General features: G+C 71.1%; 28 protein-coding genes and 2 tRNA genes. 15 read left to right on the top strand and 15 right to left on the bottom strand.

Translation table 11 applies throughout. From position 1 onward, the window contains the following. The coding region (locus MR1_RS03365) for a thiamine pyrophosphate-dependent enzyme (RefSeq protein ID WP_255218081.1) at positions 1-1,031 on the bottom strand (1,031 nt) is incomplete at its 3' end. Between the two features lie 91 nt (positions 1,032-1,122). Here MR1_RS03365 and MR1_RS03360 point away from each other — a divergent pair. The 6 genes from MR1_RS03360 (at position 1,123) to ptsP (ending at position 6,647) form a co-directional block, all read left to right on the top strand. Further along, positions 1,123-2,277 (top strand): ROK family transcriptional regulator, encoded by a 1,155-nt coding sequence (locus tag MR1_RS03360; RefSeq protein ID WP_067243260.1) that lies wholly within the window; start codon positions 1,123-1,125, stop codon positions 2,275-2,277. A gap of 116 nt (positions 2,278-2,393) precedes the next feature. Beyond that, positions 2,394-2,885 carry a PTS sugar transporter subunit IIA gene (locus MR1_RS03355; RefSeq protein WP_067243259.1) on the top strand — a complete coding sequence of 164 codons (492 nt, stop codon included), beginning with the start codon at positions 2,394-2,396 and terminating at the stop codon, positions 2,883-2,885. Beyond that, positions 2,882-3,157 (top strand): PTS sugar transporter subunit IIB, encoded by a 276-nt coding sequence (locus tag MR1_RS03350; RefSeq protein WP_067243258.1) that lies wholly within the window; start codon positions 2,882-2,884, stop codon positions 3,155-3,157. Before MR1_RS03355 ends, MR1_RS03350 begins: the two co-directional genes overlap by 4 nt. A gap of 27 nt (positions 3,158-3,184) precedes the next feature. Beyond that, positions 3,185-4,654 (top strand): PTS ascorbate transporter subunit IIC, encoded by a 1,470-nt coding sequence (locus MR1_RS03345; protein ID WP_067243257.1) that lies wholly within the window; start codon positions 3,185-3,187, stop codon positions 4,652-4,654. 56 nt (positions 4,655-4,710) lie between these two features. After that, positions 4,711-4,992 carry an HPr family phosphocarrier protein gene (locus MR1_RS03340; RefSeq protein WP_067243256.1) on the top strand — a complete coding sequence of 94 codons (282 nt, stop codon included), beginning with the start codon at positions 4,711-4,713 and terminating at the stop codon, positions 4,990-4,992. Further along, on the top strand, positions 4,989-6,647 hold the full coding sequence (gene ptsP / locus MR1_RS03335; protein ID WP_067243255.1) for a phosphoenolpyruvate--protein phosphotransferase: 1,659 nt from the start codon (positions 4,989-4,991) through the stop codon (positions 6,645-6,647). Before MR1_RS03340 ends, ptsP begins: the two co-directional genes overlap by 4 nt. Before the next feature lie 26 nt (positions 6,648-6,673). On the opposite strand, the gene MR1_RS03330 is transcribed toward ptsP, so the two are convergent. Further along, positions 6,674-7,345: a hypothetical protein gene (locus tag MR1_RS03330; protein WP_067243254.1), complete on the bottom strand. Its 672-nt coding sequence runs from the start codon at positions 7,343-7,345 to the stop codon at positions 6,674-6,676. A gap of 66 nt (positions 7,346-7,411) precedes the next feature. Here MR1_RS03330 and MR1_RS03325 point away from each other — a divergent pair, with 66 nt between their 5' ends. Next, the gene (locus tag MR1_RS03325; RefSeq protein ID WP_067243253.1) at positions 7,412-8,296 is read left to right on the top strand and encodes an acyl-CoA thioesterase; all 885 of its coding nucleotides are present in this window, start codon (positions 7,412-7,414) and stop codon (positions 8,294-8,296) included. A gap of 51 nt (positions 8,297-8,347) precedes the next feature. On the opposite strand, the gene MR1_RS03320 is transcribed toward MR1_RS03325, so the two are convergent. From MR1_RS03320 to MR1_RS03295, 6 genes are all read right to left on the bottom strand, one after another. Beyond that, positions 8,348-8,839: an acyl-CoA thioesterase gene (locus MR1_RS03320; RefSeq protein ID WP_067243252.1), complete on the bottom strand. Its 492-nt coding sequence runs from the start codon at positions 8,837-8,839 to the stop codon at positions 8,348-8,350. Between the two features lie 7 nt (positions 8,840-8,846). After that, positions 8,847-10,526, bottom strand: a complete 1,680-nt coding sequence (gene ettA / locus MR1_RS03315) for an energy-dependent translational throttle protein EttA (protein ID WP_067243251.1) — start codon at positions 10,524-10,526, stop codon at positions 8,847-8,849. 266 nt (positions 10,527-10,792) lie between these two features. Next, positions 10,793-11,308: a DUF6993 domain-containing protein gene (locus MR1_RS20375; RefSeq protein WP_306304922.1), complete on the bottom strand. Its 516-nt coding sequence runs from the start codon at positions 11,306-11,308 to the stop codon at positions 10,793-10,795. Positions 11,309-11,378: 70 nt separating this feature from the next. Further along, positions 11,379-11,870, bottom strand: coding sequence for a single-stranded DNA-binding protein (locus tag MR1_RS03305; RefSeq protein ID WP_067243250.1), 492 nt, complete (start codon positions 11,868-11,870; stop codon positions 11,379-11,381). Positions 11,871-12,001: 131 nt separating this feature from the next. Further along, a complete protein-coding gene (gene msrA / locus MR1_RS03300; protein ID WP_067243249.1) occupies positions 12,002-12,526 on the bottom strand; it encodes a peptide-methionine (S)-S-oxide reductase MsrA in 525 nt (174 codons plus the stop codon). 91 nt (positions 12,527-12,617) lie between these two features. Further along, a complete protein-coding gene (locus tag MR1_RS03295; protein ID WP_067243276.1) occupies positions 12,618-13,244 on the bottom strand; it encodes a LysE family translocator in 627 nt (208 codons plus the stop codon). A gap of 97 nt (positions 13,245-13,341) precedes the next feature. Between MR1_RS03295 and MR1_RS03290 the strand changes: the two genes are divergently transcribed. The 7 genes from MR1_RS03290 to MR1_RS03255 all read left to right on the top strand — a co-directional run bounded on the left by MR1_RS03290 (position 13,342) and on the right by MR1_RS03255 (position 16,801). Further along, positions 13,342-13,635 (top strand): hypothetical protein, encoded by a 294-nt coding sequence (locus MR1_RS03290; RefSeq protein WP_067243248.1) that lies wholly within the window; start codon positions 13,342-13,344, stop codon positions 13,633-13,635. 511 nt (positions 13,636-14,146) lie between these two features. Further along, positions 14,147-14,218: transfer RNA gene (locus tag MR1_RS03280), tRNA-Arg, on the top strand. Positions 14,219-14,259: 41 nt separating this feature from the next. Continuing rightward, the gene (gene orn, locus MR1_RS03275) at positions 14,260-14,886 is read left to right on the top strand and encodes an oligoribonuclease (RefSeq protein ID WP_067243246.1); all 627 of its coding nucleotides are present in this window, start codon (positions 14,260-14,262) and stop codon (positions 14,884-14,886) included. A gap of 36 nt (positions 14,887-14,922) precedes the next feature. Continuing rightward, positions 14,923-14,998: transfer RNA gene (locus MR1_RS03270), tRNA-His, on the top strand. Between the two features lie 125 nt (positions 14,999-15,123). Continuing rightward, a complete protein-coding gene (locus MR1_RS19255; protein ID WP_084344333.1) occupies positions 15,124-15,987 on the top strand; it encodes a GNAT family N-acetyltransferase in 864 nt (287 codons plus the stop codon). Next, on the top strand, positions 15,984-16,280 hold the full coding sequence (gene clpS, locus MR1_RS03260) for an ATP-dependent Clp protease adapter ClpS (RefSeq protein WP_067243275.1): 297 nt from the start codon (positions 15,984-15,986) through the stop codon (positions 16,278-16,280). Before MR1_RS19255 ends, clpS begins: the two co-directional genes overlap by 4 nt. Before the next feature lie 32 nt (positions 16,281-16,312). Then, positions 16,313-16,801, top strand: coding sequence for a DUF2017 family protein (locus MR1_RS03255; protein WP_255218080.1), 489 nt, complete (start codon positions 16,313-16,315; stop codon positions 16,799-16,801). Between the two features lie 9 nt (positions 16,802-16,810). Here MR1_RS03255 and MR1_RS03250 read toward each other — a convergent pair whose 3' ends face one another. From MR1_RS03250 to gatC, 7 genes are all read right to left on the bottom strand, one after another. Then, positions 16,811-17,392, bottom strand: a complete 582-nt coding sequence (locus MR1_RS03250) for a nucleoside/nucleotide kinase family protein (protein ID WP_067243245.1) — start codon at positions 17,390-17,392, stop codon at positions 16,811-16,813. Further along, on the bottom strand, positions 17,376-17,711 hold the full coding sequence (locus MR1_RS03245; protein ID WP_067243244.1) for a hypothetical protein: 336 nt from the start codon (positions 17,709-17,711) through the stop codon (positions 17,376-17,378). The genes MR1_RS03250 and MR1_RS03245 overlap by 17 nt, the downstream gene beginning before the upstream one ends. 78 nt (positions 17,712-17,789) lie before the next feature. Beyond that, positions 17,790-19,043, bottom strand: a complete 1,254-nt coding sequence (gene dinB, locus MR1_RS03240) for a DNA polymerase IV (RefSeq protein ID WP_067243243.1) — start codon at positions 19,041-19,043, stop codon at positions 17,790-17,792. A 60-nt stretch (positions 19,044-19,103) separates the two neighbouring features. Beyond that, a complete protein-coding gene (locus MR1_RS03235) occupies positions 19,104-19,823 on the bottom strand; it encodes a DUF1345 domain-containing protein (RefSeq protein WP_067243242.1) in 720 nt (239 codons plus the stop codon). Between the two features lie 10 nt (positions 19,824-19,833). Next, complete coding sequence (gene gatB / locus MR1_RS03230; RefSeq protein ID WP_067243241.1) at positions 19,834-21,348, bottom strand: Asp-tRNA(Asn)/Glu-tRNA(Gln) amidotransferase subunit GatB; 1,515 nt, start codon at positions 21,346-21,348, stop codon at positions 19,834-19,836. Beyond that, on the bottom strand, positions 21,348-22,880 hold the full coding sequence (gatA, locus tag MR1_RS03225) for an Asp-tRNA(Asn)/Glu-tRNA(Gln) amidotransferase subunit GatA (RefSeq protein WP_067243240.1): 1,533 nt from the start codon (positions 22,878-22,880) through the stop codon (positions 21,348-21,350). The genes gatB and gatA overlap by 1 nt, the downstream gene beginning before the upstream one ends. Further along, positions 22,877-23,176 (bottom strand): Asp-tRNA(Asn)/Glu-tRNA(Gln) amidotransferase subunit GatC, encoded by a 300-nt coding sequence (gene gatC, locus MR1_RS03220; RefSeq protein WP_067243239.1) that lies wholly within the window; start codon positions 23,174-23,176, stop codon positions 22,877-22,879. The genes gatA and gatC overlap by 4 nt, the downstream gene beginning before the upstream one ends. A gap of 91 nt (positions 23,177-23,267) precedes the next feature. Here gatC and MR1_RS03215 point away from each other — a divergent pair, with 91 nt between their 5' ends. After that, positions 23,268-24,968 carry a long-chain-fatty-acid--CoA ligase gene (locus tag MR1_RS03215; RefSeq protein WP_067243238.1) on the top strand — a complete coding sequence of 567 codons (1,701 nt, stop codon included), beginning with the start codon at positions 23,268-23,270 and terminating at the stop codon, positions 24,966-24,968. Position 24,969 lies beyond the last annotated feature (1 nt).

Genomic DNA, 24,969 nt, shown 5'->3' with positions numbered 1-24,969 from the left:
TCCCGCGCGGCGGCGAGCCCGGGGTGGGCGTTCCGCCACCGCGCCTCGTCCTCCTGCCACGTCCGCTCGAGCTGCTCCCCGCGGGCGAGGGCCGCCCGGGTCGTGGCGAGGATCCCGTCGTCGACCAGGTCCTCCAGGCGGCTCTCGGACGGGTACCCGAGGAGCTCGAGCACGGCCTGCGTCTCCTCGGCGCCCAGTCCGCCCGAGTGCGCGGCGGGGGTCCCGGATCGATGCGGCGCCGGGGCGCCGATGACGCTGCGGACGGCGACGAGGGTCGGCGCGCCGTGGCGCTCTCGCGCGTCCGTCAGGACGCGCTCGATCTGGGCGAGATCGCGGTGATCGTCCATCTCGAGCACGCGCCATCCGTAGGCGCGGTACCGGGCGCGGACGTCCTCGCCGAACGCGACATCGGTCCCGCCGTCGATCGTGATCCCGTTGTCGTCCCAGATGAGGACGAGGTTGTCGACGCCCAATGTGCCCGCCAGACTGCTGGCCTCGCCGGAGACGCCCTCCTGAAGGCACCCGTCGCCCGCCAGCACGAACACCGTGCGGTCCCACAGACCGGCGCCCGCGCCGTGGAGCGCTTCGTCGCGGCGCATCGCGAGGGCGATCCCGACCGCGCTGGCTACCCCCTGCCCGAGCGGTCCGGTCGACATCTCCACGCCGGCGGTGTGCCCGAGCTCGGGGTGACCGGGGGTCCGGGCGCCGAGCGTGCGGCTCGCCGCGATGTCGTCGATCGCCAGCCCGTAGCCGGTGAGGAAGAGCTGGGTGTAGAGCACGAGGCTGGCATGACCCGCCGACAGGACGAACCGGTCCCGCCCCGTCCATGCCGGGTGGGCGGGGTTGTGCCGGAGGATCCGCTGGAAGAGCACGTGGGCCACCGGCGCCATCGCCATGGCGGTCCCCGCGTGGCCGTGGCCCTTGCGCTGCACCGCCACCGCCGGGATGGCGATGGCCGCCCTGACGGCGCGCTCCTCCTCGGCATCACGAGCACCGACGACGGCGCGGTGGACGAGGCGGTCGGCGGGCATGGAGGAGGATGGAGAGGCAACCATGCGGGCCACTTTGGTATAGAAGTAGTCATAAGTCAATCGTCCGATCGCGATCACTCAGGGAGCAGCGATGACTCACGCCTCCGCGACGGGGTCCGGCGTCGTCCTCGGACTCATCCGGTCCGGCGCCGCCACGACCCGCCGCGACCTCCTCGACGCCCTGGGCTGGTCTCGCGTGACGCTGGAGCGCCGGCTGGAGGAGCTGCTGTCCGCCGGGCTCATCGTGCACGCCGGCTCCCGCGCGAGCGGGGGCGGGCGACCGCGGGAGGAGTTCGCGGTCGACAAGGACCGGGGGCTGGTCCTCGCCATCGACATCGGCAGCTCGCATACCCGGGTCGCGATCACCGATCTGCACGGCGGCGTTCTCGTCGAGGACGAGGCCGACATCGGCCTCTTCGACGGCCCCGAGGAGATCTTCAGCTGGTCGCGACAGGTGTTCGAGTTCCTGCTGCGCGGCCTCGGCCGACCCGTGTCGGACGTGCTCGGGGTGGGGATCGGCGTGCCGGGGCCGGTCGATCCGACGACCGGGCGGCTGGGCAGCCCGCAGCTGGATCCGCGCTGGGACGACGTCCGCGTGGTGGACTACCTCACCGAGCTCGGCGACGACGTGATCGTCGCCGTCGACCGGGACGTGAACATCCTCGCGCTCGGCGAGGCGCGGTTCGGATGGCCCGAGTACCGGGACCTCGTGGTCGTGAAGTCCGGAATCGGCCTCGGCTGCGCCTTCGTCCTCGACGGCGGCATCGTCCGCGGCAGCCGCGGAGGCGCCGGCCAGCTCAGCGCCCCTCTGCGCGCCCGCCTGAGCGATCCGCTGCGGCGACTGGAGACCGTCGCGAGCGGCGGCACGATCCGGGACGACCTGTCCGCCTCCGGCATCCGGGTGCGCACGAGCGCCGAGATCGTCGCCCTGGCGGCGGACGGCGACGCCGAGGTGCAGCGGCTCATCCGCGAGGCGGGCGAGACCATCGGATACGCCCTCGCCGACGTGGTGGGCCTGCTGAACCCGTCTGCCGTGGTCATCGGTGGGAACCTCGCCGAGGCCGGCGACCTCTACGTCGGGGCGATCCGTCGCTCCCTGTTCGGCTCGGCTCACGCCTATTCCCGACAGGGACTGGTCGTCGAGCGCGCACGGCTGGCCGAGAAGGCCGGCGTCCGCGGCGGCTCCGCCCTCGCCCTCGACGCCCTGTTCGCCCCGGATCGGATCAGCGAGCTCACCCGGAGCTGAACGCCGCCGAGGCGCGGGCGTGTCGGGCCAGAGATCTGGCGCTTTCGTATAGAACTATGCAAAAGTAATGCGAGGCGGAGCGCATCGTCCCCGCCGGCGTTCAGCAAGGAGGCAGGATGACGCTCGCCGACCATCTTCCCGAGTCAGCGATCCGCACGGGTGCGCACGCGAGCGACTGGCGGTCGGCCGTGACCCTCGCCGGGGACGTGCTCGTCTCCCGCGGGATCACGACGGACGCCTACACCGCCGAGATGCTGTCCGCGATCGACGAGCACGGACCATACATCGTGATCGCCCCCGGCTTCGCGCTGGCCCACTCGCGTCCTTCCGCCGCTGTCCTGGGCACGGGCTTCAGCTGGGTCGGGCTCGCCGAGCCGGTGGAGTTCGGCAGCGAGGCGAACGATCCCGTGCGCCTCGTCGTGGGGCTGGCCGCGGTGGACCACGACGCGCACCTGGAGGCCATGGCCGCGCTCGCGGGTGTCCTCGCGGACGACGACGTGCTCAGCGCGGCGCTGTCCGCGACGACCCCCGCCGAGGTGCGTGCCATCCTCGCCGGCACGGCCCCGGACAACGGCCGCACCCCGACCCGAGAGGAAGACACGAAATGAAGATCGTTGCTGTGTGCGGAATGGGCATCGGAACCTCCGTACTGCTGAAGATGAACGCCGAGAAGGCGCTTCGTGCGCTGGACGTCGACGCCGAGGTGGAGGCCGCCGACATCGGCAGCGCCCGCGGCGCCGCGCGGATGGCGAACCTCGTGCTCACCTCGGCCGAGCTGGCCGAGGAGATCGGCGACGTCCCCACCGAGGTGATCGTCATCTCCAACTTCACCGACGTCGCGGAGATCACGGACAAGCTGTCCGCGTTCCTGGCCAAGTAGTCCCCCCTCAGATCGATTGGAGCCCCAATGGAGTGGCTGGTCGTTGTCCTGAACTTCATCGGACAGCAGATACTCAACGTCCCCGCATACCTGATCGGCATCATCACCGCGATCGGGCTCATCGCCCTTCGGCGCAACACCGGTCAGGTCATCGGCGGTGCGCTCAAGGCGACGCTCGGCTTCCTGATCCTCGGCGCCGGCGCCGGGGTGGTGGTCGCCTCCCTGGCGCCCCTCGGCGAGCTCATCCTCGAGGTGACCGGAGCCCAGGGGGTGATCCCCACCAACGAGGTCATCACGGCGATCGCCTCGGAGAAGTACGGCGCGACCAGCGCGTACGTGCTCGTCCTCGGCTTCGTCGTGATGCTCCTGCTCGCGCGGTTCACGCCCCTCAAGTACATCTTCCTGACCGGCCACCACATGGTGTTCATGGCCCTGATGATCTCGGTCGTCCTCACCGTCGGGTTCGGTGAGGAGCTGAGCTGGCTCGTCGTCATCGTCGGCGCCGTCCTGCTCGGGGTGATCATGGTCGTCATGCCCGCCTTCGCACAGCCGTGGATGAAGAAGATCACCGGTGACGACACGATCGCGATGGGGCACTTCGGCAGCGCCGGGTACATCGCCGCGGGCGCCGTCGGCCAGGCCGTCGGGCGGCGCAGTCGCTCCACGGAGGAGATCCGGTTCCCCAAGGGACTGAGTTTCCTGCGCGACTCGATGGTGGCCACCGCGCTGTCCATGGTGCTCATCTATCTCGTGTTCGTCGTCTGGGGGCTGATCGCCGCCCCCGAGAAGACGCTGGAGCTGCTCGGCAGCACCGACGGCGGCGCCGCCGTGATGGCCGGGTTCGGACAGGCCCTGCAGTTCGGCGTCGGCGTCGCCGTCATCCTCTACGGTGTGCGCACCGTGCTGGGCGAGCTGGTCCCCGCCTTCCAGGGCGTCGCGGAGAAGGTCGTGCCGGGCGCGAAGCCCGCCCTCGACGTCCCGATCGTGTTCCCGTTCGGCGCCAATGCGGTCCTCATCGGATTCATCAGCTCGTTCGTCGGAGGCCTGTTCACCCTCGTGCTCCTCGCCGTGTGGCTGAACCCGATGTTCGGTCTCGCGCTGATCCTCCCGGGCATGGTCCCGCACTTCTTCACCGGTGGGGGCGCCGGCGTCTTCGGCAACGCCGCCGGCGGGCGCATCGGCGCCGTCGCGGGGGGCTTCGTGAACGGCATCATCATCACGATCCTGCCCGCGGTCCTCCTGCTGGTCATGGGCGAGTTCGGCTTCGCGAACAGCACGTTCGGAGACGCCGACTTCGGCTGGTTCGGCACCGTCATCGGCGTGAGCGTCATGGGTCCGACGCTCCTCGGCGTCATCCTGTGCGTCGCCATCGCCGCCGTCCTGGTCGCGGCCGCGTCGGTGTGGCAGCGCAAGGTCGTCGACGGCGGCTGGGTGCCCGGCGCGAAGCGCGACGCCTACCTCGCAGAGCAGTCCGCGCAGGCATCCGCCACGAAATGACCGCGACCGGCGGGGCGCGCCCTGAGCGCGTCCCGCCGACAGGAAGGAACGGCCCCATGACACAGCACACCCGCACGATCACGATCCTCGCCGAGGAGGGCCTGCACGCCCGGCCTGCGAAGCAGTTCGCGCAGACCGCCAAGGACGCCGGGATCACCGTCACGGTCGCGACGGAGGGGGGAAAGCCGGTGAACGCCGCCAGCATCCTGGCGCTTCTCTCCCTCGGTGCCGGAAAGGGCGACACCGTCACGCTCACGGCGGAGGGAACCGATGCGGAGGCGGTCCTGGACCGCCTCCAGCGGGTCCTCACCGAGGGTCACGACGGCGGCGGCGAATGACGCGGCTCTCGGGGAGCGGGATCGGGCTCGGCGTCGCGGTCGGGCCCGTCGCCCGGATGGCGGAACCGGAACCCGACCCCGTCGACGAGGACAGCGCCCTGGGGGCCGATGCGGAGCGCGCGCGGGCCCGTGAGGCCATCGCCGCCACGGTCGGCGACCTCACCGCCCGGGCCGCCGCGGCAGAGGGCACGGCCGCGGAGGTCCTCGAGGCTCAGGCGATGATGGCCGAGGACCCGACCCTCTCCGAGGCGATCGACGCACGGATCGACGCCGGAGCCACCGCAGAGTGGGCGGTCCACGCGGCCATCGCCGAGTTCCGGGAACAGCTCGCCGGCATCGGCGGGTATCTCGGGGAGCGCGCCGCCGACCTCACGGACGTCTCCCGCCGCGTGATCGCATCCCTGCGCGGCCGCCCCGCGCCGGGTCTGCCCGTGCGCGACGAGCCGTACGTGCTCGTCGCGCGCGATCTCGCGCCGGCGGACACGGCGGGACTCGACCGTGCCACCGTGCTCGCCCTGGTGACCGCGGACGGCGGCCCCACGTCGCACACCGCGATCCTCGCGCGCGAGATGGGGATCCCCGCCGTCGTCGCCGTCGGGGACGTCAGCTCCTGCGTGGACGGGGAGACCGTGATCGTGGATGCGGCCCAGGGCGTCGTCGTGGTCGCACCCGGCCCGAAGGAGCGTGAGGAGGCCGAGCGGCGTGCGGACGAGCGGAGGACGCGTGCCGGTGCGACCGGGCCCGGCGTCCTCGCCGACGGCCACCCGGTCCCGCTGCTGGCCAACCTCGGGTCCCCGGCCGAGGCGCCGGAGGCCGCGCGGCTCGGCGCCGAAGGCGTCGGGCTTTTTCGCACAGAGTTCCTCTTCCTCGGTGCTCGGCACGCGCCGACGCGCGATCACCAGGTCGCCGCCTACCGCGAGCTCTTCCGGGCCTTCGCCGGCAAGAAGGTCGTCGTCCGGGTCCTCGACGCCGGGGCGGACAAGCCCCTGCCCTTCCTCACCGACGGCGGCGAGGAGAATCCTGCGCTCGGGAGACGCGGTCTTCGCGCCCTGCGTGCCCACGAGGAGATCCTGCGCACGCAGCTGGAAGCGCTCGCGGTGGCGTCCGCGGACAGCGAGGTCGAGCTCTGGGTCATGGCGCCCATGGTCTCCACCGCCGAGGAGGCCGCCTACTTCGCCGCACTCGCCCATGAGCACGGGATCCGCGCCGCCGGCGTGATGATCGAGGTCCCGTCCAGCGCGCTCATAGCCGATCGGATCCTGCGCCATGCCGACTTCGCGTCCATCGGGACGAACGACCTGACGCAGTACACCCTCGCTGCCGACCGCCAGCTCGGCACGGTCGCGTCCCTTCAGGACCCCTGGCACCCCGCCGTCCTCCGCCTCGTCCGCGAGGTGGGCGTCGCCGGACGCGCGGCCGGTCGCGCCGTGGGCGTCTGCGGCGAGGCCGCCGCCGATCCTCTGCTCGCGGTCGTGCTCGTCGGGCTCGGCGCGGGCACCCTGTCGATGGCTCCCTCAGCGATCGGCGACGTCCGCCTCGCGCTGTCGCGCGTGACCCGGACGGAGGCGGAGCGAGCAGCCGTCGCCGCCCTCGCCGCAGAGGACGCCGCAGCGGCGAAGGCCGCGGCGCAGGCCGTTGTGGCGGCGTCCGGGTGACGGGCGCCACCCACTGATGCGTCGACTCAGGACGACGCGGCTGCGCCGGTCGAGCGCACCGGGGTGAGCCCGGTCGCCACGGGGCCGCGCGCGAGCACGTGTCCCCGGCGGAAGGCCAGGCGCGTCCAGCGGCCGGACCGCGTCACCCGCACCTGCTCGGCCCCGGAGATGAATCCGAAGGCGTGCGCCGCGAAGGCCACACCGCGGGGGAGGTCCAGGAGGTCCTCATCCGGTTCGCCCCAGACCCGCGCGCGAAGCGCGCGGACCGCCTCCTCGCCGGCGCCCGGAGGCGTGCCGTGGGCGACCGCCGAGATTCCCCATTGCGCACGCTGCGCGATCAGGTCGGCGCCCAGCTCGCCGACCTGATCCCACCCGCCCCGCGGCGGGGAGACCCCGGCCCATGCGGGGGCCAGGCCGGTCTCCGGCAACGCCAGAGCGCGCGGATCGTCGGTCGCGCCGAGTTCGGACACCACGATGTCGCACTGGAGCTCCGGATCAGCGCGCAGCACCCGCAGGGCGAGGATCGTCGGGGTGGAGTCGAAGAACCCCTGCGGCGCCAGCGCCGCGGCCGTCATCACAAGCACCCCTTCGGAGGCCTGCAATCGCACGCCCTCGTCGGCGGCGCGCACGGCGCGGGAGGCGAAGGTTACGGCGTCGCGCGCCGTATCGGCGTCGGCGAGGATCAGAGGGGTCGACACCCGTCCTAAACTACCAAGCGACACCGCCTCCGGATTCGCTCCGCTCCCCCGCGACGAAGGGTCTCGATGAACGCCGACAACGCCCGCCGATCGGTCCGGCAACTCCTCGACGTGCTGGATCTCGACGGGTCGGACGCACGCACGACCGAGGACATCTTCACCGGCTCGTCGCACGCGATGCCCACCGGCCGTGTCTACGGCGGGCAGGTGCTCGCGCAGTCGCTCATCGCCGCCGAACGCACCCTGCCCGACGACCGCGTGGTGCACTCGATGCACGGCTATTTCCTGCGGCCGGGCGATGCGTCCCAGGGGATCACGTTCGCGGTGGACCGGATCCACGACGGCCGGTCCTTCTCGACCCGTCGCTCGCAGGCCTATCAGAACGGTGTGCCCATCTTCTCGATGATCGCGTCGTTCCAGGACGAGGACCCGGGGATCGAGCACGCCGTCCCGATGCCGGAGGGAGTGCCCGCTCCCGAGGACCTGCCCGCGGACGACGCCGTCGAGGGGATCGACCATCACCCGGTCACGCGTCGCCTTCTGGCCGAGCGCCCGGCGGACGTGCGTCATGTGGAGGGCCCGCTCTACGCCTCCGTCGAGGGAGCCCGTCAGCCCCGGCAGGCCGTGTGGATGCGGATGCGCGCCCCGTTCCCGGACGACCCCGCGCTGCACCGCGCCGCGCTCGCGTACCTCAGCGACATGACCATCCAGGAGTCGATCCTCCGTGCGCACGCCGTCACCTGGCAGACCCCGGGCTTGAAGGTCGCCAGCCTGGATCACGCCATGTGGTGGCATCGTCCCGGGCGCGTGGACGAGTGGCTGCTCTACGTCCAGGAGTCGCCGAACGCCCGCGGCGGCCGAGGACTCGCCCAGGGGCGCATCTACACCCGCGAGGGCGTGCTCGTCGCCACCGTCGCCCAGGAGATCATGGTGCGCGTCCCCGGCCTGTGACCGGGCGGCTGAGCGACCGCCCTGTCCCCGGAAGGGCCGGCACCGCCGGCGTCAGCGGTGGGCGTACGCGATCGAGGGGCCGAGGTACGGCTCCCAGGCCGACCGCATCTCCGGGGTGATCCGCGTCGGTCGTCCCGAGGCGGCGTTGACGAGGACGATCACGGCCGTGGAGCGGGCGTAGAGCACCCGCTCCGCGGCAGACGGGTCGTTGAACACCTCGTAGCAGACCTCGATGCTCGATCCGCCGAGCTTGCCGAACCACATCTGCACCTCGAGCGGGTGCCGCTGATACGGCACCGGCGCGAGGTACTCGATCTCCTGCCGGGCGACGAGCGTGAGCACGCCGGCGTCGATGCCCGAGTCCAGCACGGCCGTCGCCGGTGCGTGCTCGCCGCCGCCCGGACGCCAGAACGCCCGCACCCGCGCCTCCTCGAGGAGCTTGAGCATCGAGGTGTTGTTGACGTGGTTGAACGCGTCCAGGTCCCCCCACCGCAGGTGGATCGGGACGTGCAGGCGCCGGAGCTCGGCCGGGGACTCGGGCATCGCCGGCTCAGTCGCGCGTGAGCTTGCGGTGCGTGGAGCGGTGCGGCTTCGCCGCGTCCGGGCCGAGACGCTCGATCTTGTTCTGCTCGTAGGCCTCGAAGTTGCCCTCGAACCAGTACCACTGGTCGGGCTTCTCGTCGGTGCCCTCGTAGGCCAGGATGTGCGTGGCGATGCGGTCCAGGAACCAGCGGTCGTGCGTGATCACCACGGCGCAGCCAGGGAACTCCAGCAGGGCGTTCTCCAGCGAGGAGAGGGTCTCGACGTCGAGGTCGTTGGTGGGCTCGTCGAGGAGCAGGAGGTTGCCGCCCTCCTTGAGCGTGAGGGCGAGGTTCAGCCGGTTGCGCTCACCGCCGGAGAGCACTCCCGCCTTCTTCTGCTGGTCCGGGCCCTTGAACCCGAACTTGGAGACGTAGGCGCGCGACGGGATCTCCGTCTTGCCGACGGTGATGAAGTCGAGGCCGTCCGACACGACCTCCCAGAGGGTCTTGTCCGGGTCGATGCTCGCGCGGGACTGATCGACGTAGCTGATCTTGACGGTCTCGCCGATCTTCAGGTCGCCGCCGTCGAGCGGCTCCAGGCCGACGATCGTCTTGAACAGCGTCGTCTTGCCGACGCCGTTCGGTCCGATCACGCCGACGATCCCGTTCGGCGGCAGGCTGAAGCTCAGCCCGTCGATGAGGGAGCGCCCGTCGAAGCCCTTCTTCAGGTTCTTCGCCTCGATCACCACGTTGCCCAGGCGCGGACCCGCGGGGATCTGGATCTCCTCGAAGTCGAGCTTCCGCGTCCGCTCCGCCTCCGCCGCCATCTCCTCGTAGCGCGCCAGACGCGCCTTCGACTTCGTCTGGCGCCCCTTGGCGCTGGAGCGGACCCACTCGAGCTCGTCCTTCAAGCGCTTCGCGAGCTTGGCGTCCTTCTTGCCCTGGATGTCGAGGCGCTCGGCCTTCTTCTCCAGGTACGTCGAGTAGTTGCCCTCGTAGCCGATCAGGCGGCCGCGGTCGACCTCGGCGATCCACTCCGCGACGTGGTCGAGGAAGTACCGGTCGTGGGTGATCGCGATGACGGCGCCCTTGTAGGCCTGCAAGTGCTGCTCGAGCCACAGCACGCTCTCCGCGTCAAGGTGGTTCGTGGGCTCGTCCAGCAGCAGGAGGTCGGGCTTCTGCAGCAGGAGCTTCGCCAGCGCCACACGGCGCTTCTCCCCGCCGGACAGCGGACCGATCGCGGCGTCGCCCGGCGGGGTCCGCAGCGCGTCCATGGCCTGCTCCAGCTGGGAGTCGAGGTCCCAGCCGTCGGCGGCGTCGATCTCCTCCTGGAGCGTCCCCATCTCCGCCAGCAGCGCGTCGAAGTCCGCGTCGGGGTCCGCCATCAGGGCGGAGATCTCGTTGAAGCGGTCCACCTTCGCCTTGATCGCGATCCCGTCCTGGATGTTCTCCAGGACCGTCTTGGACTCGTCGAGCTCGGGCTCCTGCATGAGGATGCCGACCGAGAAGCCGGGGGTGAGCTTCGCCTCGCCGTTCGAGGGCGTGTCCAGGCCCGCCATGATCTTGAGGATCGTCGACTTGCCGGCGCCGTTCGGGCCCACCATGCCGATCTTCGCGCCGGGCAGGAACGCCATGGTCACGTCGTCCAGGATCAGCTTGTCTCCCACCGCCTTGCGGGCGCGGACCATGGAATAGATGTACTCGGCCACGAAGAAGCACTCCCTCTGTCGGCATGTTTCCGCCGACTCGGATGTCGGCGTCTCCCCCGGCGCCACGCGCGGGGATGAACGACTCTCCAGCCTACCGGCGGATCGCCCCGTGTCGAACGCCGCCCGGGGGGCGGGTTCGGTGTTCGGTCGTTGAGCGAGCGCAGCGAGACGAAACGTGATGACCCGGGCTGGGCGCGTTCGTCTCGGTGCGGCGCTCCTCGCTCAACGACCGGGGGCGGGCCGGACGGGGCGGGGTCGCCCCGGCGTCACCAGTCGATCGGCATGGTGTCGCCGACGAGGCAGCGCCCCTCGGCGAGCTGGGGCATGACGGCGGTGACCGGCTGGTCCCCGGTGGACGGCCCGACCTGCCCCATCAGGCACTGATCCGTTCCCCAGCGGACGGAGAACAGGATGCTCTCGGCCGGGTACTCGACGGTCGAGATGTCCTTCGTCACCTGCATGTCGGCGCGGTTGAATCCCGCGGCCGTGAGGGCGTCCACGTACGCCCGGCTGGAGACGCGCTGCTCCGACGCCCAGACCTGCGCCACGATCGACTGGAAGAAGGGGAGATTGTCCTCGGCGGACCCTTCCGGCACCAGCGCGGGCCCCGCCGGGGCCGGTTCCGCGGTCGCGCTCGGCTCCACCGTCGGCGTCGTGCGGGTGTCCTCCGCCGGCTGCCCCGTGCACCCGGCGAGCAGCAGGAGCGCTGCGGTCGCCGCGACGACGGAAGTGACGAGCCGACGGGGCTCGCGCGAGAGCGTGGACGAGACGGAGCGCAGCACGGTCCGAGTCTATGCGGGCCACCTGCGAAGCCCCTGCGCGTGAGTGCCGCCGCCCCGCGGCGACGCCCGGCTAGAACGGGGTCTGACCCGCACCGACCCCGACCGCGACCCAGTCGTCCGCCGCCCCGGACTCCGCGTCTCGCTGCGGGGAGTCGTCGGCGGGCTCGTGCCGCAACGTCGCCTCACGGGGCGGTTCGACCGCCCGGATGTTCTTCGTGTAGACGCTCGTCCCGAACCGGAGGTCGGATCCGAGCAGGTCCGCCTCCAGGTCCGCGCTCGTGCCGCGCTGGCCGTCCTTGCTCTCCCAGTCCCGGATCCGCAGTCGTCCGTGGACGACGACGCTCGTCCCCTTGCGGAGGGACTGCGCCGCGTTCTCGGCCAGGCGTCGATAGGCGGACACCGCGTACCAATTGGTGGACAGGTCCACCCACTCCCCCGTCCGGGCGTCGCGCTTGCGGAGGTTGCTCGCCAGCCGGAACTTCAGCACGCTGACGCCGGTGGGCGTTCGTTCCAGCCGCGGTTCCGTCGCGATCGTGCCCGCCACGGTGATGGTGTCCGTCATGTGTCGCTCCTCTGGTCGTGCCGGCGGGACCGCCGGGTGCTGTCCAGAGTGGCCGCCCCGTCCACGGCGCGGGGCGCCGATCCGGGAACCGTGCATAACGGGCCGGATCCGCCCGCCGGGGAGGAGGAGACTCAGTCCCGCAGGTACTCCGCGAACCGGGCGCGCACCTTGTTGACCTTGGGCACCGCCACGGCCAGGCAGTACCCCTGGCCCGGGTTCTTCGCGAAGAAGTCCTGGTGATACTCCTCGGCCGGGTAGAACGTGCCGAGCGGCTCAATGGTGGTCACCGGCTGACCGTCCCAGAGGTCGGCGGCGCGATCGCGTGCGGCCTCGAACAGCGCCCGCTGCCGATCGTCCGCGGGGAACATCGCACTGCGGTACTGGGTCCCGATGTCGTTGCCCTGACGATTGAGCTGGCGGGGGTCGTGCATCGTGAAGAAGGCGTCGAGGATGACCTCCGACGGGATGACGTCGGGGTCGAACGTGACCGCCACGGCCTCGGCGTGACCGGTGGTCCCGGTGCACACGAGCTCGTAACCGGGATCCGCCACGGTTCCCCCGGTGTATCCGGACACCACCGACTCCACGCCCCGAAGCGGACGGTACGCCGCGTCCAGGCACCAGAAGCAGCCGCCGGCGAGCACGAAGGTCTCCATCAGTTCCTCTCCCCGCGAGGCCCTCCGGCCCGCGGCGTCCTCCACGCTACGCCCTTCCCCGCCGCCTCCGGGTCGTCCTTCCTGTGAGGAGTCAATGGAGCACCAGGAGGAGCGCCGCGACCCCGATGAACAGCGCCCCGAAGACCGTGTTGAGCCGGCGCCGTCCGCGCGCCGTCCGGGTCCAGCGCCGGAACGGGCCCGCCGCGGCGGCGAAGAAGAACCACATGACGGCGACGTCCACCACGACGACGGTGCCGATCAGCACGAGATACTGCCCCCAGGGTTCCCGATCGAGCCGGATGAACTGCGGGACGAACGCGAGGAAGAACACGATGGCCTTCGGATTCAGCAGATTCACCCAGAACCCTCGGCGGAGCATCGACCACGCGCTCTCCCGCGGACGGGCGATCTCGGCGGCGTCGTCGACGTCGTCCGACTTCGCGACGATGAGTCGGACGCCCAGGAACACCAAGTAGGCGGCACCGAGGTAGCGGATCGCCTCGAAGACCACGGGCGAGCGGGAGACGAGCAGCCCCACCCCCGCGGCCACGATCGCCACGTGCACGACGAGGGCGAGCTGCTGCCCGGCGATCCCCCACAATGACCGCCGCCACCCCTCGTTCAGGGCGTTGGTCATCGTGTTGATGGCCCCCGCGCCCGGCGTGAAGCTGATCACCACGCACGCGAACAGCAGGGAGAGCCAGATCGTCCACGTCACGACGTCAGTGTAGAGATGCGGCGCGGCGCGCCCCGACGCGGCGCGCATCCGCGAATGTCGGTGGTCGTCCTTATGTTCGAAGACGAAAGGAGTGATCATGACCCCTCACACCCCGCGCGGCCGTAGCGCGACCGCGACCTCGCCCGCCGTTCCCGCCGTCCGTTGGGCGACACCCGCCCTGTCCCGTGCACGAGAGACCCTCCAGCCCGCCGGCGAACGCCTGTGGCGGGTCCTGGACGAGCGGGGCACGATCCGCGGGCACCTTCGCGTCGCACCGGATCCGCTCGGCGTCCGCTACCGCGCCGAGCGTCTGCACCTCGCCACCGGGGCCTTCCGCCTCGTCGGCGAGTTCTGGTCGCCGGACGACGCCGTCGCCGCCCTCCGGTTCTAGACCGTGCCCAGCCGTGGACAGCGCCTGAAAGAAGCCCAGGCGATCCACCGTCAGCGCAACTTCGAGCGTGTGCTGGCCCATCTCCGCAACCACCCGTGCGTGGACTGTGGAGAGACGGATCCCGTCGTCTTGGACTTCGATCACCTCCCCGAGTTCGAGAAGCGTTTCGAGATCGCACGCGCCGTCGGCGCGTCGACGAGGTCGTGGCGCAGCATCGCGGAAGAGATAGAGAAATGCGACGTCGTCTGCGCGAACTGCCACCGGCGCCGCACGGCACGCCGCGGCGGGCACAGGAAGTTCCAGGCGGGGATCTCCGGGACCGTCGATCGCGTCGGGTTCACGGTGCCGGCACAGGAGCCGGTGCCTCATGGCGGAGGCGCGAAAGGGCGCCGCGGATGCCCCTGCGAACCGTGTCGCCGACGACGACGGGAGTATGCGCGATCCTGGCGCTCCTCTCGTCGCGTCGCCGAGCGCGGCGCGGAAACGTGACAGCCGGTAACCTGGGTCTCGACCCCCAGTAGCTCAGCGGAAGAGCATCGACCTTCTAAGTCGCCGGTCGCACGTTCGAATCGTGCCTGGGGGACGACCCGACGGCGTGTCCGACCACGTCATTAGGATGGAGGCATGGTTTCAGCCTCCGAGAACGACCGGCTCGTCTGGATCGACTGCGAGATGACGGGCCTCGATCTCGAGGTGGACGAACTGGTCGAGATCGCCGTGGTCATCACGGACTTCGAGCTTCGTCCCGTCGACCCCGGCTTCCAGGTCGTCATCGCGCCGAGCAACGCAGCCCTCGAGAACATGGGCGAGTTCGTGACGGAGATGCACCGCACCTCGGGCCTGCTGGACGAGATCCCCTCCGGGATCCCGCTCGCGCAGGCGCAGGAGCGCACGCTCGAGTACATCCGCCGGTTCGTCCCGCTGGAGCGCAAGGCCCCTCTTGCCGGGAACACGATCGGGACCGACCGGATGTTCCTCGCCAAGTACATGCCCGAGGTCGACCAGTACCTCCACTACCGGAACGTCGACGTCTCCAGCATCAAGGAGCTGGCCCGGCGGTGGTATCCGCGGGTGTTCTTCCAGGCCCCCGCGAAGGACGGCGGACACCGCGCCCTGGCCGACATCCTGGAGTCGATCCGTGAGCTCCAGTACTACCGTCGCGCCGTGTTCGTGACCGAGCCGGGGCCCTCCAGCGACGAGGCCAAGTCGCTCTCCCAGGACGTCGTGTCAGAGTTCGCCCCGAACGTGTAATAGACTTTCCTGGTTGCCTGCTCCGGCAGGCACATGGTGGGTATAGCTCAGTCGGTAGAGCACCTGGTTGTGGTCCAGGGGGTCGCGGGTTCAAGTCCCGTTACTCACCCCAATGTGGCGAGGTTCACTCCTGAACCTCGCCACTTCTCTTTCGGCGGGCGGACGTCCCGAACGGAGCCGGCCGGATCCGCTCGCGCGGCGACGCTGACGTCCCGCTCGCTCGGTAGCATCGAAGGCATGCCCTCCTTCGTCCGCGACGCGACCGATACCGACCTCGCCCGGCTGTCGGAGATCGAGCGAGCGGCGGACGCCGCCTTCACCGCGGTGTTCGGCGACGTCGACTGGGGCGAGCCGCCCTCCGGTGCGGAGCGGATCTCGGAGCCGGGCTTCGTCCTCGTCGTCGCCGAGGCCGAGGAGGGCGATCCGGTGGGGTTCGTCCACGTCCTGGAGCACGACGGCGAGGGGCACCTGGAGCAGCTCTCGGTGCTGCCCGACCACGCGCGCCGAGGCCACGGGCGCGCCCTGGTCGAAGCCGCGTTGGCGGAGGCCGAGGAGCGCGACTACACCGCCGTGACGCTCAGGACGTACGCCGACGTGCCCTGGAACGCGCCGTTCTACGCATCCCTCGGCTTCGCGCAGCGGCCCGCGCCGGACGACGAGTTCCACCGCGCCCTGGCGGCGGCGGAGGATCGCTGGGGGCTTGCCGACCACGGTCCACGGGTGCACATGGCGATCGACCTGCACCGCCCCGCCCTGGAGATGGATGCGGAGGCCTTCGAGGCCCTGGTCGTGGACGAGCTGGACCGCCTTCCCGATGACATGGTGGACGGTCTCGACAACGTGGTCTTCGTCGTCGAGGACCGCTCGGAGGACGGCTCCACCGACCTGCTCGGCCTCTACGACGGACTCGCCGTCACCGAGCGCGGCAACTACGGGATGGGAGAGCTCCCGGACCGCATCATCGTCTACCGCGAAGCACATCTCGCGCAGTGCGCGACCGAGGAGGAGCTGCGCGACGAGGTGCACACCACGCTCGTCCACGAGATCGCCCACTACTACGGCATCGACGATGCGCAACTGCACGAACTGGGGTGGGCATGAGCACTCCCCTCGCCACCCCCGACCTCGATGAGGAGACCGACCTCCAGGCGGTCGCGGCACGTCCGTGGCAGCTCGTCGTGTGGGACGACCCGGTCAACCTCATGAGCTACGTGGTGCGGGTGTTCCGCACGTACTTCGGCTACCCGTCCGACGTGGCCACCCGACTCATGCTCGCCGTCCACAACGAAGGCCATGCCGTCGTGGCGACCGGACCCCGCGAGACCATGGAGGTCCACGCCCAGGCCATGCACGACTACGGCCTCTGGGCCACCGTCCGCGAATCCGCGGACTGACCACGCACATCAGCGCTCCCGCAAGGACACCCGTGAACGATCGCATCATCCTCGTCCCGCTCGCCCGTCTCGAGGGCCGCCACCTCGCCGACCTGGTCGAGCAGTTCCTGGAGATCCTCGCCGACACCGACCTCGAGCACGACCCGGGGCTCGACCGGCTCACCCCCGCGGTCTACCCCGACGACCCCGAGGCCTCCGCCGAGTTCGCGCGCGCGACCTCCGACGACCTCCTCGACCGCCGCGCGGCCGACGCGCGCATCGTCCGCGCCGGGCTCGAGCGGTTCACCGCGGACGACGGCGGCCCGGACGACATGGACCCGCTGGACGTCGTGATCGCCGATGCGGAGCTGGACGCCTGGCTGCGCACGCTGACGGCGCTGCGGCTGGTGATCGCGTCCCGACTCGGCATCGAGACGGATGCGCCGCACGATCCCGAGGATCCGCGCTTCGGCGTCTACGACTGGCTCGGCTACCGCTTGGAAGGACTCATCGAGGCCGCCGACGCGCGTGACGACGCCTGATCCGCCTCGTCACGGAACCTCGATCAGCACCGTCGCACGCTCCTGTGGGCGATGAGCACGGATGTGCTCCTCCTCCTGCCGCGCCCACCGCTCCCAGTGCGGACGGAATGCGTCCCCGTCACGGGTCAGCGCGCGGCGTCTCCGGCTCGGCTCGGGCGACTGCACCCACACGCGCACGTCCGCGATGCGCGCGGAATCGGCGGTGAGCGCGCCACACCCTTCGAGGATGACGCCGCGGGCCGGATCCACCGCATGGCTCTCGGCGTAGGCGCCCGTCTCCCAGTCGTATCGCTCCCAGGTCCCGATCAGTCCTCGCCCGTGCGGACGCAGGATCTGCTCGACCGCGCGCGAGGACCCTTCCTCCAAACCGTCCCACCCCGGATAGATCGAGTCCAGGGCGATCAGCTGCGCGTCGGCGCTCAAGGGCCACTGCGCCGCCAGGAGCCGCGCGATGCTGGACTTCCCCGCCCCGCTGCGGCCGTCGATCAGGACGACCGGGTTCGACGCCGCGACCGCTCGCACGGCCGCGCGCAGACGCGCGACCCCCTCGTGAATGGCGCGGGCGACCGGGTCGTCACTTCTTGAGAGCACGGATGATGCGGGTCACCGCGCGCCCGGCGACCCACACGAAGGGCACGGCGACGGCGAGGAACGAGATGATGTTGGGCTCGAACCGGAGCCCCTCCTCCCGCCGGACGTAGACGCCGAGGGGGATCGCCAGCCCTCCGCCTCCGCCACCGCTGCCTTCACCGTTGCTGCCCGACGCGTCGAAGTCTCCTCCGCCGAAGCCCGAGAACGTGAGCGCCACGGGCGTGAACGCGGCGCCGTCGACCTCCTGCGTCTCCCCGTAGGCGCTCTTCACCCCGAAGGACGCGGAATTCTTGCCAAGCTCGAGTGCGATGTGCGGCATGCGTCCACGCTAACCCACTCTCCCCCGCTACGGGAGGCCGCTCTCGCCCGTGTCCCGCGCCACGCCTCGGCCGTGGGCTCAGTCCACGCCATGGGCCCGCGGATGCCGGGGCGCCCCTCGCCCCTCACCGGCGCCCACATGCCGCGCGCGGGTGATCATGGCCGACCCGAACCGGGCGCGCGCGTCGTCCAGCGCGCTCTCCACCCGGCGCCAGTCCGCGTCGTCGTCCCACAGCGTCATCCCGCCGCCGACGGGGCCGAGCCGCTCAGCGCGCACCCCGATGAGCCGAACCGGATCGCGACGGTCGATCGCGTCGAACAGCGCCCGCGCCACCTCGCTGATGCGCTGCCCGACGGCCGACGGCTCGGGCAGGGTCTGGGACCTGCTGAGAGTGGTGAAGTCCGAGAACCGGACCTTGATCGCCACACCGCCCGCTTCCCAGCCCGCCCGTCGAAGCCTCGCGGCGACGCGGTCCGCCAGCCGCAGGAGCTCCGAGCGCAGCATCTCTGGATCCGTCACGTCGTGCTCGAAGGTCTCCTCGTGCCCGACGCTCTTCTCCACCCGCGTCGTCTCCACCGCCCGCGGGTCGCGCCCGAAGGACAGGTCACGAAGCCGCGCCGCCAGCGCCGGTCCGACCGTGCGCTCGAGGGCCGGCTCCGGCACCGTGCGGAGGTCGCCGATCAGCCGGATGCCCCGGGACTCCAGCGCCTCGGCCGCCTTGGGACCGACCCCCCACATGGCCCGCACCGGCTTCGGGGCGAGGAAGTCCAGCGTCTCCGCCTCCGGGACGATGAGCAGCCCGTCCGGCTTCGACAGGGTCGAGGCCATCTTTGCCACATGCTTGGTCGCCGCGGCCCCCACGCTGCACGTGATGCCGACCTCCTCGCGGACCCGGCTCCGGATCAGGCGGGCGACGTGCCCGGGGCTGCCCCACAGCCGACGGACGCCTCGGACGTCGAGGAACGCCTCATCGATCGACAGCGGCTCGACGAGCGGCGTCACGGATTCGAAGATGGCCATCACCGCCCGCGAGACCTCCTGGTAGCGCTGGAAGTCCGGCGGCACGATGCGCGCCGCCGGGCACAGCCGGATCGCCTGCGACACAGGCATCGCCGACCGCACGCCGTAGCGGCGCGCCTCGTACGACGCACTCGAGACGACGGAGCGCCCGTCCGGGGAGCCGATGATCAGCGGCACGCCGCGCAGGCTCGGGTCGTGCAGGACCTCCACCGCCGCATAGAACGCATCCATGTCGACGTGGAGGATGTCGGCGCCGGTGTCGTCCGCATCGTCGGGCGAGACGATGCGCCCCGATCCGTCACCGCGTCCCATACGCCCATTCTCGCGCAGGCCACCGACACGGCACGCCGCCGAGCGGTGCGATGCTTCCGGTCAGCGCTGCGCGGCGGCGGCGACCAGGGAGGCGAGGATCGACACCGTCATCGCGACCACCACCGCGTTGAAGGCGAACGCGATCACCGTGTGGACGCGCACTGCGCTGAGGCCGGCGCGCGTGCGCGGTGTTCCGCCCGAGATCGCGCCGACGGCGGAGATCATCACCGACATGGACACGAAGTCGATGAACCGCGGATCGTCGTCGAGATCGAAGGCGATGCGTTCTCCCCCGGCGTGCAGCCGGAAGTATCGCAGCGCGAAGGCGTAGACCATCGTCGCCCATGCCCCGGCGGCGGTGAGCAGCACGATGGCCGGCATCAGCAGTCCGTGGCCCGCGTCCGGAGTGGTCGACGCGGCGATCGCGACCACGATCGCCGCGGCCGCCGCGGAGACGGCCCAGTTCTCGGCTGCGCCGAACCCCAGCAGACGCGTCAGCAGCCCCGACGGCCGATGGTGCTGCGCGCTCGCGATCCGCAGCGCGCGATCGGCTGCGGTGCGGACGAACAGCACGTGGGTCCAGACGAGATAGATCCCCGTGGAGACGAGGAACATCGCGCAGACCGCCAACAGCACCGAACCGGACGCCAGCCGGTCCTGCCCGACGACGGAGACGACGAACGGGACGACCACGATCGGTGCCGCGACGAGCGCCGCGATCCCTCCGCGGACGTCATCGCTGTACGCGATCGGGTACGCCCCGTTCCTCGTTCGGGCCATCGGTCGCGCCCTACTGGGCCGCACGCTCCAGGATGAGCTCCCGGACGCGCGCGGCGTCGGCCTGGCCCTTCATCGCCTTCATCACGGCCCCGATCACCGCGCCCGCAGCCTGCACCTTGCCGTCCCGGATCTTGGCCAGCACGTCCGGCTGCGCGGCGAGGGCCTCGTCGATCGCGGCGATCAGCGCGCCGTCATCCGACACCACGGCGAGCCCGCGGGCGTCGACGACCTCCTGCGGCGTGCCCTCCCCCGCGATGACGCCCTCGAGCACCTGGCGCGCGAGCTTGTCGGTGAGGGTGCCCTCGTCCACCAGCCGCTGCAGCGCGGCGACGTTCTCCGGGGACACGAGATCCGCCGCGTCACGCTCCTGCGCGTTGGCGATGCGGGAGATCTCCCCCGTCCACCACTTGCGGGCCGCCGCCGGCGTCGCACCCGCGGCGATGGTGGCCGCCACCTCATCGAGCAGGCCGCCGTTGCGGACGTCCTGGAACTCCAGGTCGGTGAAGCCCCACTCCGCCTTCAGCCGCCTCCGACGGGCGACCGGCTGCTCGGGCAGGGCCGCCCGCAGCTCTTCCACGAGCTCGCGGGAGGGGCGCACCGGCAGCAGATCCGGCTCCGGGAAGTACCGGTAGTCGTCCGCGTCGGACTTGGGACGTCCGGGCGACGTTGTCCCCGTGTCCTCGTGCCAGTGCCGCGTCTCCTGCGTGATGGTGCCGCCGTCCGCGAGGATCTGCGCCTGGCGCTGGATCTCGTACCGCACGGCGCGCTCGACCGAGCGCATCGAGTTCACGTTCTTCGTCTCGGTGCGGGTGCCCAGCTTCTCCTGCCCGCGCGGGCGGAGCGAGACGTTGGCGTCGCAGCGCAGATTGCCGCGCTCCATCCGCGCCTCCGAGATGCCGAGCCCGCGGACGATGTCGCGGATCGCGGCGATGTACGCCTTCGCGATCTCCGGCGCACGGTGTTCGGCGCCGAAGATCGGCTTGGTGACGATCTCGACGAGCGGGACGCCGGCGCGGTTGTAGTCGACGAGCGAGTACTCCGCGCCCTGGATGCGGCCGGTGGACCCGCCCACGTGGGTGAGCTTGCCGGCATCCTCCTCCATGTGCGCCCGTTCGATGGGAACGGTCACGAGGGTGCCGTCCTCCAGCTCCACCTCGACGGATCCCTCGAACGCGATCGGCTCGTCGTACTGCGAGATCTGGTAGTTCTTGCCGAGATCCGGGTAGAAGTAGTTCTTCCGGGCGAAGCGGCTGGACTCCGCGATGGAGCAGCCCAGCGCGAGCCCCAGGCTGATCGAGGAACGCACCGCGGTCGCGTTCACGACAGGCAGCGAGCCGGGAAGCCCGAGGTCGACCGGGGCGATCAGCGTGTTCGGCTCGGCGCCGTGGTAGGCCTCGTTCGCGGGGTTCGGCGCGTCCGAGAACATCTTCGTCGCGGTGTTCAGCTCGACGTGCACCTCGAAGCCCAGCACGGGCTCGAAGAGCTCCAGAGCCTTGTCGAAGTCCATCAGCGCGGCGGCGGCCATCAGCGCTTCCCTCCTTCGAGGACCGGGGCCCGATCGAGCAGCGGTCCTCCCCATGCGTCGACGAGCAGAGCCTCCAGCGCGGCGCCGACGCGGTACAGGCGCGCGTCCTCACGGGCGGGGGCGAGGAACTGGATCCCGACGGGCAGGCCGTCCTCGGGCGCGAGGCCCGACGGGATGGAGATCCCGGGGACGCCCGCGAGGTTCGCGGGGATCGTGGTCAGATCGTTCAGGTACATCTGCAGCGGGTCGCCGATCTTCTCGCCCAGCCGGAACGCGGTCGTCGGCGCCGACGGCGTGGCGATCACGTCGACCTGGGCGAAGGCGGCGGCGAAGTCCTGCTGGATGAGCGTGCGCACCTTCTGCGCGCTGCCGTAGTACGCGTCGTAGTAGCCCGCGGACAGCGCATAGGTGCCCAGGATGATCCGTCGCTTCACCTCGGGGCCGAACCCCGCCTCGCGGGTCGCCGACATCACGTCCTCGACCGTGGGCGTGCCCTCCGGCGTCACCCGCAGCCCGAAGCGCACGGAGTCGAACTTCGCCAGGTTGCTCGACGCCTCGGCCGGGAGGATCAGGTAATAGGCCGCCACCCCGTACTCGAAGTGCGGGGCCGAGACCTCGACGATCTCGGCTCCGTGGGCTTCGAGAGTGGCGAGCGCCGCACGGAACGACGACGCGACGCCGTCCTGGAAGCCGGAGTCGGGCAGCTCGGCGACGACGCCGACCTTGAGCCCCTTCAGCACCTCGCCCGTGGCCCCCTCGCGGGCGGCGGCGGCGAACGACGGCCACGCGTCCGGGAGCGACGTGGAGTCCTTCGGGTCGTGCCCGCCGATCACGTCATGGAGCAGGCCGGCGTCCAGCACCGTGCGCGTCACGGGGCCCACCTGGTCCAGGCTCGAGGCCAGAGCGATCGCTCCGTACCGGCTGACGCCGCCATAGGTGGGCTTCACGCCGACCGTGCCGGTGACGTGGGCGGGCTGTCGGATCGAGCCGCCGGTGTCGGAGCCGAGGGCCAGCGGCGCCTCGAACGCGGCGACGGCCGCGGCCGAGCCGCCTCCGGATCCCCCGGGGATACGGTCCAGGTCCCACGGGTTGTGGGTGGGGCCGTAGGCGGAGTGCTCCGTGGACGAACCCATGGCGAACTCGTCCATGTTCGTCTTGCCCAGCGCCACGAGGCCCGCGGCGCGGGAGCGCGCGACGACGGTCGCGTCGAACGGTGACCGGTACCCCTCGAGGATCTTCGAGCCGCTGGTCGAGGGCTGATCCGTCGTGACCAGGACGTCCTTGATCGCCAGCGGGACGCCGGCGATCGGGCCGAGCTCCTCGCCGGCGGCGCGGCGGCGATCGATCTCCGCGGCGGCGTCCGCAGCGCCCTCGTTGACGTGCAGGAACGCGTGCACGTCGCCGTCCACGGCCGCGATGCGGTCCAGATGCGCCCGGGTGGCCTCCACGCTGGAGACGTCGCCGGCGGCGATCCGCTCCCCCAGCTCCGCCGCGGTCCAGCGGATGATCTCGCTGTCGGCTCGTTCCGTCACTGTTCTTCTCCCAGGATGGCGGTGACCCGGAATCGGTCGTCGTCGGAATCCGGCGCGTTCTGCAGCGTCTGCTCGATCGTGAGCGTCTGGCCGGGCACATCATCGCGGAACACGTTGTGCAGGGCGATCGGGTGGCTGGTCGCCACGACCTCCGGGGTCGCGACCTCCGACACCTTCGCGATGTTGTCGACGATGGCGTCGAGCTGACCGGTCAACTCGGTCACCTCGTCGTCCGAGAGCTGGATGCGCGCGAGCACACCGAGGTGGCGCACGAGATCGGGGGTGATTTCAGACACGACTCCAGTCTAGGAGAGGCCCGCGACGCTTCTTCGCGACGCCGCGGCCGGCACCCGACCCGGACGCACGCCGCGCAATAGGCTGAACAGCATGACGACGTTCGACCCGCCGCGCCCCTGGACCGCCAGCTACGCCGACGGGGTCCCCGAGGATCTGGCTCCGGTCACGGGCTCGCTCGTGGACATCGTCGAGGCCTCCGCCCGCGACTACCCGGACGCCCCCGCCCTCGAGTTCTTCGGGAGGACGACGAGCTACCGCGACCTGCAGGCCGCGATCGAGCGCGCCGCCGCGGGCCTCGCGGCGCGGGGCGTGCGCGCGGGCGATCCGGTCGCGATCGTGCTCCCGAACTGCCCGCAGCACATCGTCGCCTTCTACGCGGTCCTCCGCCTGGGCGCCGTCGTCGTCGAGCACAACCCGCTGTACACGCCGCGCGAGCTGCGCAAGCAGTTCGAGGACCACGGCGCGAAGCACGCGATCGTCTGGAACAAGGTCGTCGACACGGTCCAGGCGTTCCCCGCGGACCTCGCGGTCACGAACCTCGTCTCGGTCGACGTGACGCGGGCCATGCCCGCGCTCACGCGTCTCGCGCTGCGGCTGCCGGTCGCCAAGGCACGGGAGTCGCGAGCGGCGCTGACCACCCGGGTGCGCGGCACCGTGCCCTGGGAGTCCGTCGTCGCCGCCGCGCCCCTGCCCACCGCGCACCCGCGACCGCGGACCGACGACCTCGCGATCATCCAGTACACGTCGGGGACGACCGGCACGCCCAAGGGCGCGTCCCTCACGCACCGCAACCTCCTCGCGAACGCCGCGCAGGCGCAGTCGTGGGTGCCGTCGATCACGCGCGGAGACGGCTGCGTCGTCTACGCGGTGCTGCCGATGTTCCACGCCTACGGGCTCACCCTCTGCCTGACGTTCGCGATGTCGATGGGCGCGCGCCTGGTCCTGTTCCCGAAGTTCGACCCGGATCTCGTGCTCGCCGTGACCAGGAAGCACCCCGCGACGTTCCTTCCGCTGGTCCCGCCGATCGCGGAGCGTCTGCTCTCGGCCGCCCGTGCCAAGGGGGTCTCGCTGGCGGGGACCGAGGTGGCCATCTCCGGCGCCATGGCGCTGTCCCACGACCTCGTCGTCCCGTTCGAGGAGGCGACCGGCGGCTACCTCGTCGAGGGCTACGGGCTCAGCGAGTGCTCCCCGGTCCTGATGGCGAACCCCGTCGCCGACAACCGCGTGCCCGGCACCGTGGGTCTGCCGCTGCCGGGAACCGAATGCCGGGTGGTCGACCCCGAGGACCCGACCACCGATGTCGCCCCGGGAAGCCCCGGCGAGCTCGTCGTCCGCGGCCCGCAGGTGTTCTCCGGCTACTACGGCAAACCCGAGGAGACCGAGGCCGTCTTCGTCGACGGCTGGTTCCGCACGGGCGACATCGTGACGATCGACGACGACGGCTTCGTGCGGATCGTGGACCGGATCAAGGAGCTCATCATCACCGGCGGCTTCAACGTCGCCCCGACCGAGGTGGAGGGCGCGCTGCGCCAGCATCCGGACGTGGCCGACGCCGCCGTCGTGGGCCTTCCCAGCGAGCACTCCGGCGAGGAGGTCGTCGCCGCCATCGTCGTCGACGGATCGACGGACGTCGACGTGGAGGCGATCCGCGAGTTCGCCCGCAGCATCCTCACCCCGTACAAGGTTCCGCGGCGGATCTTCGTCGTCGACGAGCTTCCGCGCTCCCTGATCGGCAAGGTGCTGCGGCGCCAGGTGCGGGACAAGCTCCTGGCCCTCACGAGCGGATCCTGAG

The organism is Microbacterium resistens NBRC 103078 (assembly GCF_001552355.1).
Taxonomy (GTDB): domain Bacteria; phylum Actinomycetota; class Actinomycetes; order Actinomycetales; family Microbacteriaceae; genus Microbacterium; species Microbacterium resistens.
Note: the sequence above shows the minus strand (reverse complement) of the source record. Positions and strands in the feature narration are given on the sequence as shown.